22 protein-coding genes and 1 tRNA gene are annotated in these 14574 nt (G+C 62.7%); 5 read left to right on the plus strand and 18 right to left on the minus strand.

Annotation, left to right across the window (positions count from 1 at the left end; genetic code table 11):
* The 3 genes from GOQ09_RS24760 to GOQ09_RS24770 are packed head-to-tail and all read left to right on the plus strand — an operon-like array spanning nucleotide 1 to nucleotide 3217.
* On the plus strand, nucleotides 1–1194 hold the full coding sequence (locus GOQ09_RS24760; RefSeq protein WP_157616314.1) for an acyl-CoA dehydrogenase family protein: 1194 nt from the start codon (nucleotides 1–3) through the stop codon (nucleotides 1192–1194).
* A 5-nt stretch (nucleotides 1195–1199) separates the two neighbouring features.
* Nucleotides 1200–2822 (plus strand): AMP-binding protein, encoded by a 1623-nt coding sequence (locus GOQ09_RS24765; RefSeq protein WP_157616315.1) that lies wholly within the window; start codon nucleotides 1200–1202, stop codon nucleotides 2820–2822.
* Nucleotides 2819–3217, plus strand: coding sequence for a RidA family protein (locus GOQ09_RS24770; RefSeq protein WP_126748520.1), 399 nt, complete (start codon nucleotides 2819–2821; stop codon nucleotides 3215–3217). The genes GOQ09_RS24765 and GOQ09_RS24770 overlap by 4 nt, the downstream gene beginning before the upstream one ends.
* A 181-nt stretch (nucleotides 3218–3398) precedes the next feature.
* Here the strand turns inward: GOQ09_RS24770 and GOQ09_RS24775 are convergent.
* The 18 genes from GOQ09_RS24775 to rplN all read right to left on the minus strand — a co-directional run bounded on the left by GOQ09_RS24775 (nucleotide 3399) and on the right by rplN (nucleotide 12314).
* A tRNA-Met gene (locus tag GOQ09_RS24775) sits at nucleotides 3399–3475 on the minus strand.
* A gap of 18 nt (nucleotides 3476–3493) precedes the next feature.
* Nucleotides 3494–3892 carry a 50S ribosomal protein L17 gene (gene rplQ, locus GOQ09_RS24780; RefSeq protein ID WP_028258418.1) on the minus strand — a complete coding sequence of 133 codons (399 nt, stop codon included), beginning with the start codon at nucleotides 3890–3892 and terminating at the stop codon, nucleotides 3494–3496.
* A gap of 82 nt (nucleotides 3893–3974) precedes the next feature.
* On the minus strand, nucleotides 3975–4964 hold the full coding sequence (locus GOQ09_RS24785) for a DNA-directed RNA polymerase subunit alpha (RefSeq protein WP_009124827.1): 990 nt from the start codon (nucleotides 4962–4964) through the stop codon (nucleotides 3975–3977).
* Nucleotides 4965–5092: 128 nt separating this feature from the next.
* Nucleotides 5093–5716, minus strand: coding sequence for a 30S ribosomal protein S4 (rpsD, locus tag GOQ09_RS24790; protein ID WP_013544104.1), 624 nt, complete (start codon nucleotides 5714–5716; stop codon nucleotides 5093–5095).
* A 130-nt stretch (nucleotides 5717–5846) separates the two neighbouring features.
* Nucleotides 5847–6251 (minus strand): 30S ribosomal protein S11, encoded by a 405-nt coding sequence (gene rpsK / locus GOQ09_RS24795; protein WP_009124825.1) that lies wholly within the window; start codon nucleotides 6249–6251, stop codon nucleotides 5847–5849.
* Nucleotides 6252–6263: 12 nt separating this feature from the next.
* A complete protein-coding gene (rpsM, locus tag GOQ09_RS24800) occupies nucleotides 6264–6629 on the minus strand; it encodes a 30S ribosomal protein S13 (protein WP_013544105.1) in 366 nt (121 codons plus the stop codon).
* Nucleotides 6630–6652: 23 nt separating this feature from the next.
* Complete coding sequence (gene rpmJ / locus GOQ09_RS24805; RefSeq protein WP_013544106.1) at nucleotides 6653–6766, minus strand: 50S ribosomal protein L36; 114 nt, start codon at nucleotides 6764–6766, stop codon at nucleotides 6653–6655.
* A gap of 73 nt (nucleotides 6767–6839) precedes the next feature.
* Nucleotides 6840–8153: a preprotein translocase subunit SecY gene (gene secY, locus GOQ09_RS24810; RefSeq protein ID WP_157616316.1), complete on the minus strand. Its 1314-nt coding sequence runs from the start codon at nucleotides 8151–8153 to the stop codon at nucleotides 6840–6842.
* Nucleotides 8154–8179: 26 nt separating this feature from the next.
* Nucleotides 8180–8611 carry a 50S ribosomal protein L15 gene (gene rplO / locus GOQ09_RS24815; protein ID WP_126748522.1) on the minus strand — a complete coding sequence of 144 codons (432 nt, stop codon included), beginning with the start codon at nucleotides 8609–8611 and terminating at the stop codon, nucleotides 8180–8182.
* An 11-nt stretch (nucleotides 8612–8622) separates the two neighbouring features.
* Nucleotides 8623–8808 carry a 50S ribosomal protein L30 gene (gene rpmD, locus GOQ09_RS24820; RefSeq protein ID WP_009124818.1) on the minus strand — a complete coding sequence of 62 codons (186 nt, stop codon included), beginning with the start codon at nucleotides 8806–8808 and terminating at the stop codon, nucleotides 8623–8625.
* Nucleotides 8809–8843: 35 nt separating this feature from the next.
* Entirely contained in the window at nucleotides 8844–9362 is a 519-nt protein-coding gene (rpsE, locus tag GOQ09_RS24825) for a 30S ribosomal protein S5 (RefSeq protein ID WP_042577478.1), read from the minus strand.
* 18 nt (nucleotides 9363–9380) lie between these two features.
* Entirely contained in the window at nucleotides 9381–9746 is a 366-nt protein-coding gene (rplR, locus tag GOQ09_RS24830) for a 50S ribosomal protein L18 (RefSeq protein WP_157616839.1), read from the minus strand.
* Nucleotides 9747–9760: 14 nt separating this feature from the next.
* A complete protein-coding gene (gene rplF / locus GOQ09_RS24835) occupies nucleotides 9761–10294 on the minus strand; it encodes a 50S ribosomal protein L6 (RefSeq protein WP_009124809.1) in 534 nt (177 codons plus the stop codon).
* Nucleotides 10295–10318: 24 nt separating this feature from the next.
* A complete protein-coding gene (rpsH, locus tag GOQ09_RS24840; RefSeq protein WP_157616317.1) occupies nucleotides 10319–10714 on the minus strand; it encodes a 30S ribosomal protein S8 in 396 nt (131 codons plus the stop codon).
* Nucleotides 10715–10734: 20 nt separating this feature from the next.
* Nucleotides 10735–11040 carry a 30S ribosomal protein S14 gene (gene rpsN / locus GOQ09_RS24845; protein ID WP_015867798.1) on the minus strand — a complete coding sequence of 102 codons (306 nt, stop codon included), beginning with the start codon at nucleotides 11038–11040 and terminating at the stop codon, nucleotides 10735–10737.
* 8 nt (nucleotides 11041–11048) lie between these two features.
* Nucleotides 11049–11588 (minus strand): 50S ribosomal protein L5, encoded by a 540-nt coding sequence (gene rplE, locus GOQ09_RS24850; protein WP_068674580.1) that lies wholly within the window; start codon nucleotides 11586–11588, stop codon nucleotides 11049–11051.
* Between the two features lie 11 nt (nucleotides 11589–11599).
* The gene (rplX, locus tag GOQ09_RS24855; RefSeq protein ID WP_126748524.1) at nucleotides 11600–11932 is read right to left on the minus strand and encodes a 50S ribosomal protein L24; all 333 of its coding nucleotides are present in this window, start codon (nucleotides 11930–11932) and stop codon (nucleotides 11600–11602) included.
* Between the two features lie 13 nt (nucleotides 11933–11945).
* The gene (rplN, locus tag GOQ09_RS24860; RefSeq protein WP_009124801.1) at nucleotides 11946–12314 is read right to left on the minus strand and encodes a 50S ribosomal protein L14; all 369 of its coding nucleotides are present in this window, start codon (nucleotides 12312–12314) and stop codon (nucleotides 11946–11948) included.
* A 214-nt stretch (nucleotides 12315–12528) separates the two neighbouring features.
* Here rplN and GOQ09_RS24865 point away from each other — a divergent pair, with 214 nt between their 5' ends.
* Both GOQ09_RS24865 and proC read left to right on the plus strand, forming a co-directional pair.
* Nucleotides 12529–13707: an esterase-like activity of phytase family protein gene (locus tag GOQ09_RS24865; protein WP_157616318.1), complete on the plus strand. Its 1179-nt coding sequence runs from the start codon at nucleotides 12529–12531 to the stop codon at nucleotides 13705–13707.
* Complete coding sequence (gene proC, locus GOQ09_RS24870; protein ID WP_157616319.1) at nucleotides 13704–14561, plus strand: pyrroline-5-carboxylate reductase; 858 nt, start codon at nucleotides 13704–13706, stop codon at nucleotides 14559–14561. Before GOQ09_RS24865 ends, proC begins: the two co-directional genes overlap by 4 nt.
* Nucleotides 14562–14574: the final 13 nt, after the last annotated feature.

The raw sequence follows: 14574 nt of genomic DNA on the forward strand, positions 1-14574 counted from the left end.
ATGATGACGAAGATCCCCGCCCCACCTTCGACGGCGCACCTCGCGCTGCCTTTCTTCGACGAAGCCCATCGCTCGCTCGCGCGCGAACTGCTGCCCTGGTGCGCAGCGCAGGAGATCGATGAGCGTGACGACCGCGCAGCGTGCCGCGAATGGGTGCGCCGGCTCGGCGACGGCGGCTGGCTGCGCTATGCGGTGCCCGGCAGTGCGGGGGGTGCGCTCGAGCGCCTCGATTCGCGCGCGCTGGTACTGCTGCGCGAAACACTGGGCTACCACTCGCCGCTGGCCGACTTCGCGTTCGCGATGCAGGGGCTGGGCAGCGGTGCGATCACGCTCGCAGGTACGCCCGAGCAGCAGTCGCAGTACCTCACGGCTGTGGGCAGGGGCGAGAAGATCGCGGCCTTTGCGCTGAGCGAACCCGATGCGGGGTCGGACGTGGCCGCGATGGCGATGCGCGCCGAAGCCACCGCCGAAGGCTGGCGACTGAACGGCGCGAAGACCTGGATCAGCAATGGCGGCATCGCCGACTTCTATTGCGTGTTCGCAAAGACTGACCCGACCGGGGGTACGCGCGGCATCACGGTGTTCATCGTCGATGCGAAGACACCCGGGCTCGACACCTCGGAGCACATCGACGTGATGGCGCCGCATCCGCTGGCTACCCTGCGCTTCGACAATTGTGTTGTGCCGCGGACGGCTCAGCTGGGTGAGCTCAACGGCGGCTTCAAGCTGGCAATGCGCACGCTCGACATCTTTCGCGCTTCAGTGGCGGCCGCCGCGCTCGGCATGGGACGCCGCGCACTCGCCGAAGCCATTGCGCATGCAAAGAGCCGCCGCATGTTCGGGCAGACGCTCGCCGACTTCCAGCTCACGCAAGCCAAGCTGGGCGAGATGGCCGCATTGATCGACAGCGCCGCATTGCTCACCTATCGCGCCGCATGGATGCGCGACGACGCCGAGCAACGCGGTGCAGCCGCGGTGGGCGATGTGTCCGCTGCGGCGGCCATGGCCAAGATGTGCGCCACCGAGAACGCGAGCCGCGTGATCGACATGGCACTGCAGATGCACGGCGGCCTTGGCGTGAAGGTTGGCACGAAGATTGAAAGCCTCTACCGCGACATCCGCTCGCTGCGCATCTACGAAGGCGCGACGGAGGTTCAACAACTGATCATTGGCAAATCCGTTCTGCGGGGATAAATACCGTGTCTGCCCAAGTCGACCGCTTCGTTCACGACCGCCTGCCGCCCGCCGAGCAGTTGCCGGTCTTCCGCTACGACCTCCCGGAGCTGCAGCTGCCCGATCAGCTGAACCTGGTCGAAGAGCTTCTGGACAAGGCGCCCGCCAAGGGGTTCGGCGACAAGCCGATGCTGCGTTCGCCGACCGGCACGCTGACCTATTCGCAGGCGGCCGTCGAGGTCAACCGTATCGCGCAGGTGCTCACCGAAGATCTAGCGCTCGTGCCGGGGAACCGGGTGCTGCTGCGCGGCGGCAATTCGGTGGCCATGGCGCTGGCGTGGCTCGCGGTGGTCAAGGCCGGCCTGATTGCAGTGGCCACCATGCCACTGCTGCGCGCCAAGGAGCTGGGCGACATCATCGAGAAGGCGCAGCCGGTGGCGGCGCTGTGCGACGGCCGGCTGCTCGACGAACTCTCGATTGCGCAGCGGGAGCATCCGGTGCTCGCATCGGTGATTGCCTTCAACAAGCCCGATGCGCCCGATTCGCTGTCTGCACGTGCGGCGGGCAAGAGCGGTGTGTTCGCCGCGTGCCCCACGGCGTCTGACGACATTGCGTTGCTTGCCTTCACATCGGGCACCACCGGCAAGCCCAAGGCACCGGTCACCACGCACCGCGACGTGCTCGCAATGTGCGAGACATGGCCGCGCCACGTGCTGCAGGCGCGAAGCGACGACATCGTGATCGGCTCGCCGCCGCTGGCCTTTACCTTCGGACTTGGTGGGCTGCTGGTGTTTCCGATGTGGGCCGGTGCATCGGTGTACTTTGCCGATGCACCATTCACGCCCGAAGGGCTCGTGAAGCTCATCAACGAGGTCGGCGCGACCATCTGCTATACCGCGCCCACCTTCTATCGCCAGATGGCGCCCTTCGTTCGCCAGCATGGCGCGCCGAGCCTGCGCATCTGCGTGAGCGCGGGCGAGGCGCTGCCCGACGCAACCCGGCAGCTGTGGAAGGAAGCCACGGGCATCGAGATGCTCGACGGCATCGGCGGCACCGAGGTGTTCCACATCTACATTTCCGCCGCGGGCGATCAGGTGCGCCGCGGTGCGGTCGGCAAGATAGTGCCTGGTTTCACCGCAAAGGTGGTGGACGACGAAGGCAACGAAGTACCGCGCGGCACGGTCGGCAAGCTGGCGCTGCAGGGGCCGGTGGGCTGCCGCTACCTGGACGATCCGCGCCAGGCCGACTACGTGAAGAACGGCTGGAACTACCCCGGCGATTCGTTCGTGCAGGACGACGACGGCTACTTCTTCTACCAGGCGCGCGCCGACGACATGATCATCACGGCTGGCTATAACGTCGGTGGCCCGGAGGTGGAAGATGCGCTGCTCAAGCACCCGGCTGTGGCCGAGTGCGGCGTGATCGGCAAGCCTGATCCCGACCGCGGCATGATTGTCAAAGCCTTCTGCGTGCTGAAGCCCGGCCACGAAGGCGATGACGCACTCGTCAAGGCGCTGCAGGACCACGTGAAGGCCAGCATCGCGCCGTTCAAATACCCGCGGGAGATCGAGTTTGTGACGGTGCTTCCGCGCACCGAGACCGGCAAGCTCCAGCGATTCAAACTGAGACAACTCAACAGCACAACATGATGAACAAACTCTTGCAGCCACCGGGCTGGCTGCCTCCTAAAGGCTATGCGAATGGCGTCGCCGCACGCGGCACCATGGTGTTCGTCGGCGGACAGATCGGCTGGAATGCGCAGCAGCAGTTCGAGTCGGACGACTTCATCGACCAATGCGGCCTGGCGCTGCGCAACATTGCCGAAGTGCTGCGGGAAGCCGGCGCCGGCCCCGAGCACATGGTGCGCATGACCTGGTACGTGACGGACCGCGACGAGTACAGCCGTCGGCTCGCCGAACTCGGCCCTGTGTACCGCGAAGCGATGGGGCGCAACTTTCCGGCCATGACTTGCGTTCAGGTGGCGGCGCTGGTCGAGCACCGTGCCAAGGTCGAGATCGAGGTGACGGCGGTCATTCCCGACTGACCGCGGCTCGAGGCGGGCACACGCACCCTCTGCTCTGCGCTCGCGCGCTTCTGGCTGAGACTCCCGCCTGAATTTCATTGGGTGGCGCGGAGCAACAAAAAGCCCTCGCGAAGAGGGCTTTTTATTTGGATCCATCGACCAAAGAAAAAAGGCCCTTTGAAATTCAAAGGGCCTTTTAAATTGGTTGCGCGAGCAAGATTTGAACTTGCGACCTTTGGGTTATGAGCCCAACGAGCTACCAGGCTGCTCCATCGCGCGGCAAGATGGAATTATACCTTATTCAGCAGCGCCTTGCTCGGCGGCTTCTTCTTTAATTTCAGGACGGTCGACCAGTTCGACCAGAGCCATGGGTGCATTGTCGCCAACGCGGAAACCCATCTTCAGGATGCGGGTGTAGCCGCCCGGACGCGCTGCGAAGCGGGGGCCGAGTTCGCCGAACAGCTTGACGACGCTGTCGCGGCTGCGCAGGCGGTCGAACGCCAGGCGCTTGTTGGCAAGCGTAGGCTTCTTGGCGAGCGTGATCATCGGTTCGATGACGCGGCGCAGTTCCTTGGCCTTGGGGACCGTGGTCTTGATGACTTCGTGCTCGATGAGCGAATTCATCATGTTCTGCAGCATCGCAAGGCGGTGCGAGCTGGTGCGGTTGAGTTTGCGGAGTCCGTGTCCGTGACGCATGGTGCTTTTCCTTTACTTTATTAAACAGGCAGCCGTATCAGGTACTGCCCGGGCACGAGCCCTCATGGGCTCAATTCAAAAATCAACGCTTGTCGAGGCCGGCCGGCGGCCAGCTTTCAAGCTTCATACCCAAGGTCAGGCCGCGCGAGGCAAGCACTTCCTTGATTTCGTTGAGCGACTTGCGACCCAGGTTCGGGGTCTTGAGCAGCTCGTTCTCGGTACGCTGGATCAGGTCACCGATGTAGTAGATGTTTTCGGCCTTCAGGCAGTTGGCCGAACGCACGGTGAGTTCGAGCTCGTCGACAGGGCGCAGCAGGATCGGATCGAATTGCTGTGCGCTGCGCGGTGCCGGTGCATCGAATGCAGCCAGTTCGCCGCCTTCGAGTTGTGCAAACACGGCCAGTTGCTCGACCAGGATTTTAGCCGAGGCGCGCACCGCGTCTTCGGCGGTGATCGCACCGTTGGTTTCGATCTCGACCAGCAGCTTGTCCAGGTCGGTACGCTGCTCGACACGAGCGCTTTCGACGGTGTAGCTCACGCGCTTCACGGGCGAGAACGAAGCGTCCAGAACGATGCGGCCAATCGACTTGGTCGGCTCGTCGGCATAGCGGCGCATCGTGCCGGGCACGTAGCCGCGACCCTTTTCAACCTTGATCTGCATGTCGAGCTTGCCGCCTTGCGACAGGTGCGCGATCACGTGATCGGGGTTGATGATCTCGACGTCGTGCGGGGTCTGGATGTCGGATGCCAGGACCGGGCCTTCGCCGTCCTTGCGCAGGCTCAACGTGACTTCGTCGCGGTTGTGGAGCTTGAACACCACGCCCTTGAGATTCAGCAGGATGTTGACGACATCTTCCTGCACGCCGTCGATCGACGAGTACTCATGCAGAACACCGGCGATCGTGACTTCAGTGGCCGAATAACCGACCATCGACGACAGCAGAACGCGACGCAGCGCGTTGCCGAGCGTGTGGCCGTAGCCGCGCTCGAAAGGTTCGAGCGTGACCTTGGCCTTGTTGGCGGCAAGTTGCTCGACCTGAATGGTCTTGGGTTTCAGCAGGGTGGTTTGCATGCAGACTTCCTCTCAATACCCCCGGCTCGTTACACCGGTAAGGCTGGTGAAGCACCCATCGGAAGTGCCTCCCGATGGGAACAAAAAAATCAAATTCGGGCCGCGAAGGGCGGCCCGTTGTCGTCTGTTTAGCGCGAGTACAGTTCGACGATCAGCGATTCGTTGATGTCGGCTGCGAATTCGTCGCGATCGGGCACCTTCTTGAAGGTACCTTCGGCCTTGTCGGCGTTCACTTCGACCCAGGCCGGAATACCGACTTGCTGGGCGAGCTGGAGCGCTTCGGCAATGCGGGTCTGCTTCTTCGACTTGTCGCGCACGGCGATCACGTCGCCGGTCTTGACCAGGTACGACGGGATGTTGACCGATTGGCCGTTCACCGTGATCGCCTTGTGCGACACGAGCTGGCGTGCTTCGGCGCGCGTCGAGCCGAAGCCCATGCGGTAAACCACATTGTCCAGGCGCGACTCGAGGATGAACAGCAGGTTGGCGCCGGTGTTGCCACGGCGACGGTCGGCTTCCTCGAAGTAACGGCGGAACTGCTTCTCGAGCACGCCGTACATGCGCTTGACCTTCTGCTTTTCACGCAGTTGCAGACCGTAGTCCGAGGTGCGCTGACCCGAGGTGCGGCCATGCTGGCCGGGCTTGGAGTCGAACTTGGCCTTGTCCTGGATGGAGCGACGGGCGCTCTTCAGGAACAGGTCGGTGCCTTCGCGGCGGGAAAGTTTGGCCTTGGGGCCGAGGTAGCGTGCCACGTGGTTTCCTTTGTGTCATCTGCCGCAGTTGCCTGCGGGAGCCATCGGCGAAAACGCGGATGGCGGTGGGCTTAGTTAAAAAACAAATGCGCAGCCGCTCAAGAGCCGGCTGCGCCTTGCGGACTGACGATCAGATGCGGCGACGCTTCTGGGGACGGCAGCCGTTGTGCGGAACGGGCGTCACGTCGGCAATGGAATTGATCCGGATGCCGAGCGCAGCCAGTGCGCGCACCGACGATTCGCGACCGGGGCCAGGGCCCTTGATCTCGACGTCGAGGTTCTTGATACCTTGTTCGACAGCAGCACGGCCGGCCACTTCGGAAGCCACCTGCGCAGCGAACGGCGTCGACTTGCGCGAGCCCTTGAAGCCCTGGCCACCCGACGAAGCCCACGACAGGGCGTTGCCCTGGCGATCGGTGATCGTGATGATGGTGTTGTTGAACGAGGCATGCACGTGGGCGATACCGTCCGCAACGTTCTTGCGAACCTTCTTGCGAACGCGCTGTGCGGCGTTGTTTGCAGGTGCTTTAGCCATGCTGGTCTATCCTTATTTCTTCAGGGACTGCGCAGCCTTGCGCGGACCCTTGCGGGTGCGGGCATTGGTGCGCGTGCGCTGGCCGCGCATCGGCAGGCCGCGACGGTGACGGAAGCCGCGATAGCAGCCGATGTCCATCAAACGCTTGATGTTCATCGTGGTCTCGCGACGCAGATCGCCTTCGATGGTGAACAAGGCGATCTGATCGCGGATCTTTTCAAGATCGGCGTCAGTCAGGTCCTTGATCTTCTTCGAATATTCGATGCCGCTCGCTTCGCAGATTTGACGGGCGCGCGTGCGACCGATGCCGAAGATGGCGGTCAGGCCGATTTCAGCGTGCTTGTGCGGCGGAATGTTGATGCCAGCAATACGTGCCATGTGCGTCCTCTAATACTCTTCAATCAACCCTGGCGCTGCTTGTGGCGCGGGTCGGTGCAAATCACACGCACCACACCTTTACGGCGGATGACCTTGCAATTACGGCAGATGGTTTTGACCGAAGCCGAAACTCTCATTTCATTCTCCTAAAACTGTTTAACGTGGCGGTACACCGCCCACACCCAATATTCAATACTGAAACTCACGGCCCTACGATGTCTTGAAGTTGGCCTTCTTCAGCAGCGATTCGTACTGCTGGGACATCATGTAGTTTTGCACCTGGGCCATGAAGTCCATCGTGACGACCACGATGATCAGCAGGGAGGTACCACCGAAGTAGAACGGTACGTTGTACTTCAGGATCAGGAACTCGGGCAGCAGGCAGACGAAGGTGATGTACACCGCGCCGGCCAACGTCAGGCGAACCAGAATCTTGTCGATATAGCGAGCGGTCTGGTCACCCGGGCGAATGCCAGGAATGAAAGCACCACTCTTCTTCAGGTTGTCGGCCGTTTCCTTGCTGTTGAACACGAGTGCCGTGTAGAAGAAGCAGAAGAAAACGATCGCGGCAGCGTACAGCAGCACGTAGATCGGCTCGCCCGGGCGCAATGCACTGGCAACGTCCTTGATCCAGCGGAAACCGCCTTCACCGGTGCTGAACCAGCCGACCACCGTTGCGGGCAGCAGGATGATCGACGAGGCGAAGATCGGCGGAATCACACCGGCCATGTTCAGCTTCAAGGGCAGGTGCGACGACTGGCCGCCATAGACCTTGTTGCCGACCTGGCGCCGCGCATAGTTCACGAGGATCTTGCGCTGGCCGCGTTCGACGAACACCACGAAGTAGGTGACCAGCACCACGATCGCGATGATGAAGAGCGCGATGATCGGGTTCATCGCACCGGTCGTCACCAGCGAAGCGAGGCCGCCAATGGCGCTCGGCAGACCGGCGGCGATACCTGCAAAGATCAGGATCGAGATACCGTTGCCCAGCCCGCGCTCAGTGATCTGCTCGCCGAGCCACATCAGGAACATCGAACCCGCCGTCAGGCTCACCATTGCGGTCAGGCGGAAGCCGAAACCGGGGGAGTTCACCAGGCCGGCCGACGACTCGAGGGCCACTGCAATGCTGAACGACTGGAACAAGGCCAGGCCGAGTGCGCCATAGCGCGTGTACTGCGTGATCTTGCGACGGCCAGCCTCGCCTTCCTTCTTCAATTGCTCGAAGGTAGGAACCACGTAGGTCATCAACTGCATGATGATCGACGCCGAGATGTACGGCATGATCCCCAACGCGAACACGGTGAAGCGCGACAGCGCCCCGCCCGAGAACATGTTGAACAGGCTCAGAATGCCGCCCTGCTGGCCCTGGAACAACGCAGCCAGCTGGTCCGGGTTGATGCCCGGCACAGGAATGTGCGCGCCGATCCGATAGACCACGAGCGCGAGCAGCAAAAAGACGAGCCGACGACGGAGGTCGCCGAACTTGCCTGTTTTTGCGATCGTTGCCGCGTTAGTTGCCACGAAGAACTTCTTTCAGTCCAGGGTGATCAGGCGATGCTGCCGCCGGCTGCTTCGATCGCAGCCTTGGCACCAGCGGTTGCGCCCACGCCCGTCAGCTTGACGGCCTTGGTGAGTTCACCGGTCTTGACGACCTTGACGACCTTGGCGAGCTGGCCCACGAGGCCGGCTTGCTTGAGCGCCAGGATGTCGACTTCGGCCAGGCCGAGCTGCTCGAGGGCAGTCAGCGTGACTTCGGCGTTGAACTTCAGCAGGTGCGACTTGAAGCCACGCTTCGGCAGGCGACGCTGCAGCGGCATTTGACCGCCTTCGAAGCCGACCTTGTGGAAACCGCCTGCGCGCGACTTCTGACCCTTGTGACCGCGACCTGCGGTCTTGCCGATACCGGAGCCGATACCGCGGCCAACACGGCGCTTGGCGTGCTTGGCGCCGGCTGCCGGCTTGATGCCATTGAGTTCCATATCAGTCTCTCTTACAGAACTTTGACCAGATAACTGATCTTGTTGATCATGCCGCGCACCGCCGGGGTGTCTTGCAGCTCGCTCACGCTGTTGAGCTTGCGCAGGCCGAGGCCACGCACGGTCGCGCGATGCGATTCCTTGGTGCCAATCGGGCTCTTGACCAATTGCACCTTGAGGGTTTGTTGTTGCGTCGTCATTTGAATGCTTCCTTCAGCCTTGCGAGAGCTTGCGCTCAGGCGAAGATTTCTTCGACGGTCAGGCCACGCTTGGCAGCCACTTCGGACGCGGTCGTCGAGTTCTTCAACCCGTCGAGCGTGGCGCGAACCATGTTGTAGGGGTTCGACGAACCATGGCTCTTGGCCACGATGTCGGTAATGCCCATGACTTCGAACACGGCGCGCATCGGGCCGCCGGCGATGATGCCGGTACCCTTCGGGGCGGGGATCATGACGACCGAAGCGGCGCCGTGATGACCCGTCACGCGGTGATGCAGCGTGCCGTTCTTGATCGAGATCTTGGCCAGGTTGCGACGGGCTTCTTCCATCGCCTTTTGCACGGCAGCAGGCACTTCCTTCGACTTGCCCTTGCCCATGCCGACGCGGCCTTCGCCGTCGCCCACGACGGTGAGTGCTGCGAAACCGAGGATACGACCACCCTTCACCACCTTGGTGACGCGGTTGATCGCGATCATCTTCTCGCGCAAACCGTCTTCAGGGCCTTCGTTCTGCGTTCTTGCTTGAATCTTTGCCATTTTGAATCTCGTGTCCGGTTAGAACTGCAGACCGGCTTCGCGGGCCGCCTCGGCAAGCGCCTTGACGCGGCCGTGGTATGCGAAACCTGCGCGGTCGAAAGCGACCTTCTCGACGCCGGCAGCCTTCGCCTTTTCAGCGATGCGCTTGCCGATGGCCGTTGCAGCGGCGGCATTGCCGCCCTTGCCCGAGCCGCCGAGTGCAGCGCGCACTTCGGCTTCGGCCGTCGATGCGGTGGCGATCACCTTGGTGCCGTCGTCGGAGATGACGGTGGCATAGATGTGCAGGTTGGTGCGGTTCACCGTCAGGCGAGCCACGCCCTGCGTCGCGATGCGGATGCGGGTCTGGCGCGAGCGGCGAAGACGCTGTGCTTTTTTGGTCAACATCATTTTGCTGCCCCTTACTTCTTCTTGGTCTCTTTGATCACGATCTTCTCGTCCGAATAACGGATACCCTTGCCCTTGTAAGGCTCAGGCGGACGAACAGCGCGGATCTCAGCGGCGATTTGACCAACGCGCTGACGGTCAGCACCCTTGATCACGATTTCGGTCGGGGTCGCGGTGGCCACCGTGATGCCTTGCGGCATGTCGATGTTGACCGGGTGCGAATAACCGACTTGCAGGTTCAACTTGTTGTTGGACGCTGCGGCCTTGTAGCCGACGCCGACCAGGTTGAGCTTCTTCTCAAAGCCCTTGGTCACGCCAACCACCATGTTGTTCACCAGCTGACGGATCGTGCCACTCATCGCATTCGCTTCACGCGACTCGTTGGCGGGTTCGAAGTTCAGCTTGCCGTCATTGCTGACGATCTTGACCAGTGCGTTGCGTGCGAGGTTGAGCGTGCCGCCCGTGCCCTTGACGCTGATCTGGTCTTCCTTGATCGACACATCCACGCCTGCGGGGATGGTGATCGGCATTTTTCCTACTCGGGACATTTCAGTTACTCCTCGATGTCTCGGTTAGGCGACGTAGCACAGCACTTCGCCACCGACACCGGTAGCGCGCGCCTTGCGGTCGGTCATCACGCCCTTGGGGGTCGTGACGATCGCAACACCGAGGCCGTTCTGGACTTGCGGAATGGAAGTACTGGCCTTGTAGACGCGCAGGCCGGGACGGCTCACGCGCTCGATGCGCTCGATGACCGGGCGGCCAGCGTAGTACTTCAGGGTAATGACGAGTTCAGTCTTGCCGTCTTCGGTCTTAACCTGGAAACCGTCGATATAGCCCTCGTCCTTCAGGACTTGCGAGATCGCGATCTTCACCTTGGAAGACGGGACCGACACAGTGGGCTTCGCCACCATCTGCGCGTTACGGATACGCGTCAGCAGGTCGGCAATGGGATCACTCATGCTCATGTTGTTTGCTCCTGCCTGGCTTACCAGCTGGCCTTGGTGACACCGGGGATGTCGCCGTTGAAAGCCAGTTCGCGGATCTTGGCGCGGGCCAGACCGAATTGACGGAAGGTGCCACGGGGGCGACCGGTGATTTCGCAACGGTTGCGCTGGCGCGTGGGGTTCGCGTTGCGCGGGAGCTTTTGCAGGCCCAGGCGGGCAGCAGCGCGCTCTTCGTCGCTCTTCTTCAGGTCGTTGGAAATTGCCTTCAGTTCCGCGTGCTTCGCAGCGTACTTGGCGACCAGCTTGTCGCGCTTGAGTTCGCGTTGGATCAGAGATTGTTTAGCCACGGTTCGCCTCAGTTCTTGAACGGGAAACGGAAACCAGCGAGAAGCGCCTTGGCTTCTTCGTCGGTCTTGGCCGTCGTCGTGATGCTGATGTTGAGACCGCGCAGGGCATCGACCTTGTCGTATTCGATCTCAGGGAAAATGATCTGTTCCTTGACGCCGATGTTGTAGTTGCCACGGCCGTCGAACGCACGGCCGGAGATGCCGCGGAAGTCGCGAACACGCGGCAGCGCGACGGTCACAAAACGATCCAGGAACTCATACATCTGCACGCCACGCAGCGTGACCATGCAGCCGATCGGCTGGTTTTCGCGGATCTTGAAACCGGCGATAGCCTTCTTCGACTTGGTGACCACGGGCTTCTGGCCGGCGATCTTGGTCAGGTCGGCGACAGCGTTGTCGAGAACCTTCTTGTCGGCGACAGCTTCACCCACACCCATGTTCAGGGTGATCTTGGTGAGGCGGGGGACCTGCATCGGCGACTTGTAGCCGAACTTTTCCGTCAGGTCTTTCGCGATCTTTTCGCGATAGTGTTGTTGGAGACGTGCCATGTGAGTACCTCTTAGGCGAACTTGATTTCGTCGCCGCTGGACTTGAAGACGCGAACAGCCACGCGCTTGCCGTCAGCACCCTGGGTGATCTTGATGCCCACGCGATCGGCCTTGCCGGTCGCGGCATTGAAGATCGCCACGTTGGATTGGTGGATGGGCATGGTCTTCTCGACGATGCCGCCGGTCGTACCCTTGAGGGGGTTCGGCTTGGCGTGCTTCTTGACGATGTTCACACCCTCGACGACGAGGTGCGAATCGTCCTTGCGCAGCGAGACGACGCCGCGCTTGCCTTTGTCGCGCCCGGCCAACACGATGACCTGGTCGCCTTTGCGAATCTTGTTCATGGCGTTGTTGTCCTTACAGAACTTCGGGGGCCAGCGACACGATCTTCATGAACTTTTCGGTGCGCAGCTCGCGCGTCACCGGTCCGAAGATGCGGGTGCCGATCGGCTCCAGCTTGGCGTTGAGCAACACAGCTGCGTTGCCATCGAATTTGACGAGGGAACCGTCGGCGCGACGGATGCCCTTGGCGGTGCGGACCACCACTGCACTGTAGATCTCGCCCTTCTTGACGCGACCACGCGGAGCGGCTTCCTTGATGCTGACCTTGATGACGTCGCCCACGCTGGCATAACGCCGCTTGGAGCCACCGAGCACCTTGATACACAGGACGGACTTCGCGCCTGTGTTGTCGGCCACTTCGAGCCGGGATTCAGTTTGGATCATTGCTAGTAGTTCCCAACTTGTACCGATGCGCCTCCAGGAGGGAGACGCTGCGGTCAGTCTTGGGCCCGTCGTCTGCACCTCGAACCACTCGAGGCACTTCCGCTTTGGGCTGAAAGCTCCGCCTTTTTGAAGCGAAGCCAGCGATTGTGGCACGCGGGCAAAAAGGTGTCAACTGCCTTCTGGCCGGAAATGCGCTGGAACTAGACTTGGCGGCGTGCGCACCTTTATTCCAGACCCTCAGGAATCCACGTCGCCCGGACGTCGCCGACTGCTGCTGGGTGGCGTAGCCGCCGCCTTTATAGGTTCGGGACTGGGTGGCTGCGGGAGTCCGGTGGTGCCGCTGCCAGGGGCGGGGCGGCTGCGCCGCATCGCGGAAGCCCACTGGCCGCACCGGCTGAATATACAGGGCACGACCGCGGGCGGCCTTTCCGGCATCGACTACGACGCAAATAGAAGCGAGTACTTGCTCCTTTGCGACGACCGATCTGACTTGAGCCCTGCACGTTTCTACACCGCTTCCTGGCCCGCACCCTGGACGCAAGCACCAGCGCCGGGAGATGTGGTGCAGCTGCAACGACCCGGCGGCGGCCCGTGGCCCGACCGGCGTCGCACCAAGCCGGGCACCCCGGTGGCAGACCCTGAATCGCTGCGCCTGCGGCCAGGGACCGGCACCCTCCTCTGGGTGAGCGAAGGGGACGTGTTGCGCGGATTCGGGCCAAGCTTTTACGAATCGGCCCGCGATGGCCGCCTGCTGCGCGAATTCGCGCTCCCGGCCATGTTCACCCCCGATCCGGCCCGGCAGCGAGGTCCGCGCGACAACCTGGGTTTCGAGGGCCTCGCAGTCACTCCGGACGGCCGCCATGCCTGGCTCGCGATGGAGAACGCGCTGATCCAGGATGGCCCGGTTCCCACCACCCACGCGGCCGGGGGCCCCTGCCGCCTGACCCTGGTCGACCTGGAAACCGGCCGAGCCGTTCGCCAGATCGCCTACATTCCCGACCCGATTCCGCTGCAACCGCTCCTTCCCGGAAGCCATGCCGACAATGGCATCAGCGAGATCCTGATGCTCGACAGCGACCGCATGCTGGTGCTCGAGCGCGCCTACGCCACCGGCGCCGGAAACTCGCTGCGCCTTTACGAGATCGAAACCCGCGACGCGACCGATGTGCTGAATACCGGCGTGCTCGCAGCGGGCAACCACCGGCCGGCCGCGAAAACGCTGGTTGCCGACTTCGCCTCGCTTGGCCTTTCGCGCCTGGACAACACCGAAGGCCTTTGCTGGGGCCCGGCAATGCCGGACGGCAAGCGCATGCTGGTCGTGGTGAGCGACGACAATTTCAACCCGCTGCAGACAACCCAGTTCGCGGCATTCGAATACACCGACCGACCATGACCATCGCAGTCACTTTCCTGCCCCGCACCGCGCCGGCACCGCTTCCTCCCGTTGCCTTCATCGGCGGCGGCAACATGGCCAGCGCCATCATCGGCGGCCTCATCAAGCAGGGCACGCCCGCCGACGCGTTCGACATAGTCGAACCCTTCGAAGAAGCCCGCCAGAAGCTGGCGCAGTCCTTCGGCATCGCCGCGAAGGCCGAGGCGAGCGAGGCCCTCTCGCGCTGCGCGGTGGTGGTGTGGGCGGTCAAGCCGCAGACCTTTGCGGAAGCCGCCCGTCCGGTGCGCGCCTTTGCCGCAGACGCCTTGCACTTGAGCGTTGCGGCAGGCATTCCATCGGGCAGCATCGCACGCTGGCTCGGCAGCGAGCGCGTGGTGCGCGCCATGCCCAATACGCCGGCGCTGGTTGGCCAAGGCATGACCGGTCTCTACGCGCGGCCCGGCGTGGACGCTGCCGACCGCGCACTGGTCGCGCAATTGTTGGCGCCCACCGGCGAGCTGCTCTGGGTCGACGACGAAGCCGCGCTGAACGCGGTCACCGCCATGTCCGGCTCGGGCCCTGCCTATGTGTTCTATTTCATCGAGGCGATGGTCGAGGCCGGCGTCGAGATGGGCCTTTCGTCCGACCAGGCGCTACGGCTGGCGGTCGGCACCTTCACCGGCGCTTCGGCGCTGGCGCACAGCGCCACGGAGCCGCCATCGGTGCTGCGCGAGCGCGTGACCTCGAAGGGCGGAACCACCTATGCGGCCCTCACGTCGCTCGAGGGCGCCGACGTCAAGGCAAAGTTCAAGGCCGCCATTCGCGCCGCCCAGCAGCGCGCCGCCGAACTGGGCGAGGAATTCGGCAAGGACTGAGCGGCCCCGCTTA

The sequence above is a fragment of the Variovorax paradoxus genome (genome assembly GCF_009755665.1).
Lineage (GTDB): Bacteria > Pseudomonadota > Gammaproteobacteria > Burkholderiales > Burkholderiaceae_C > Variovorax > Variovorax paradoxus_G.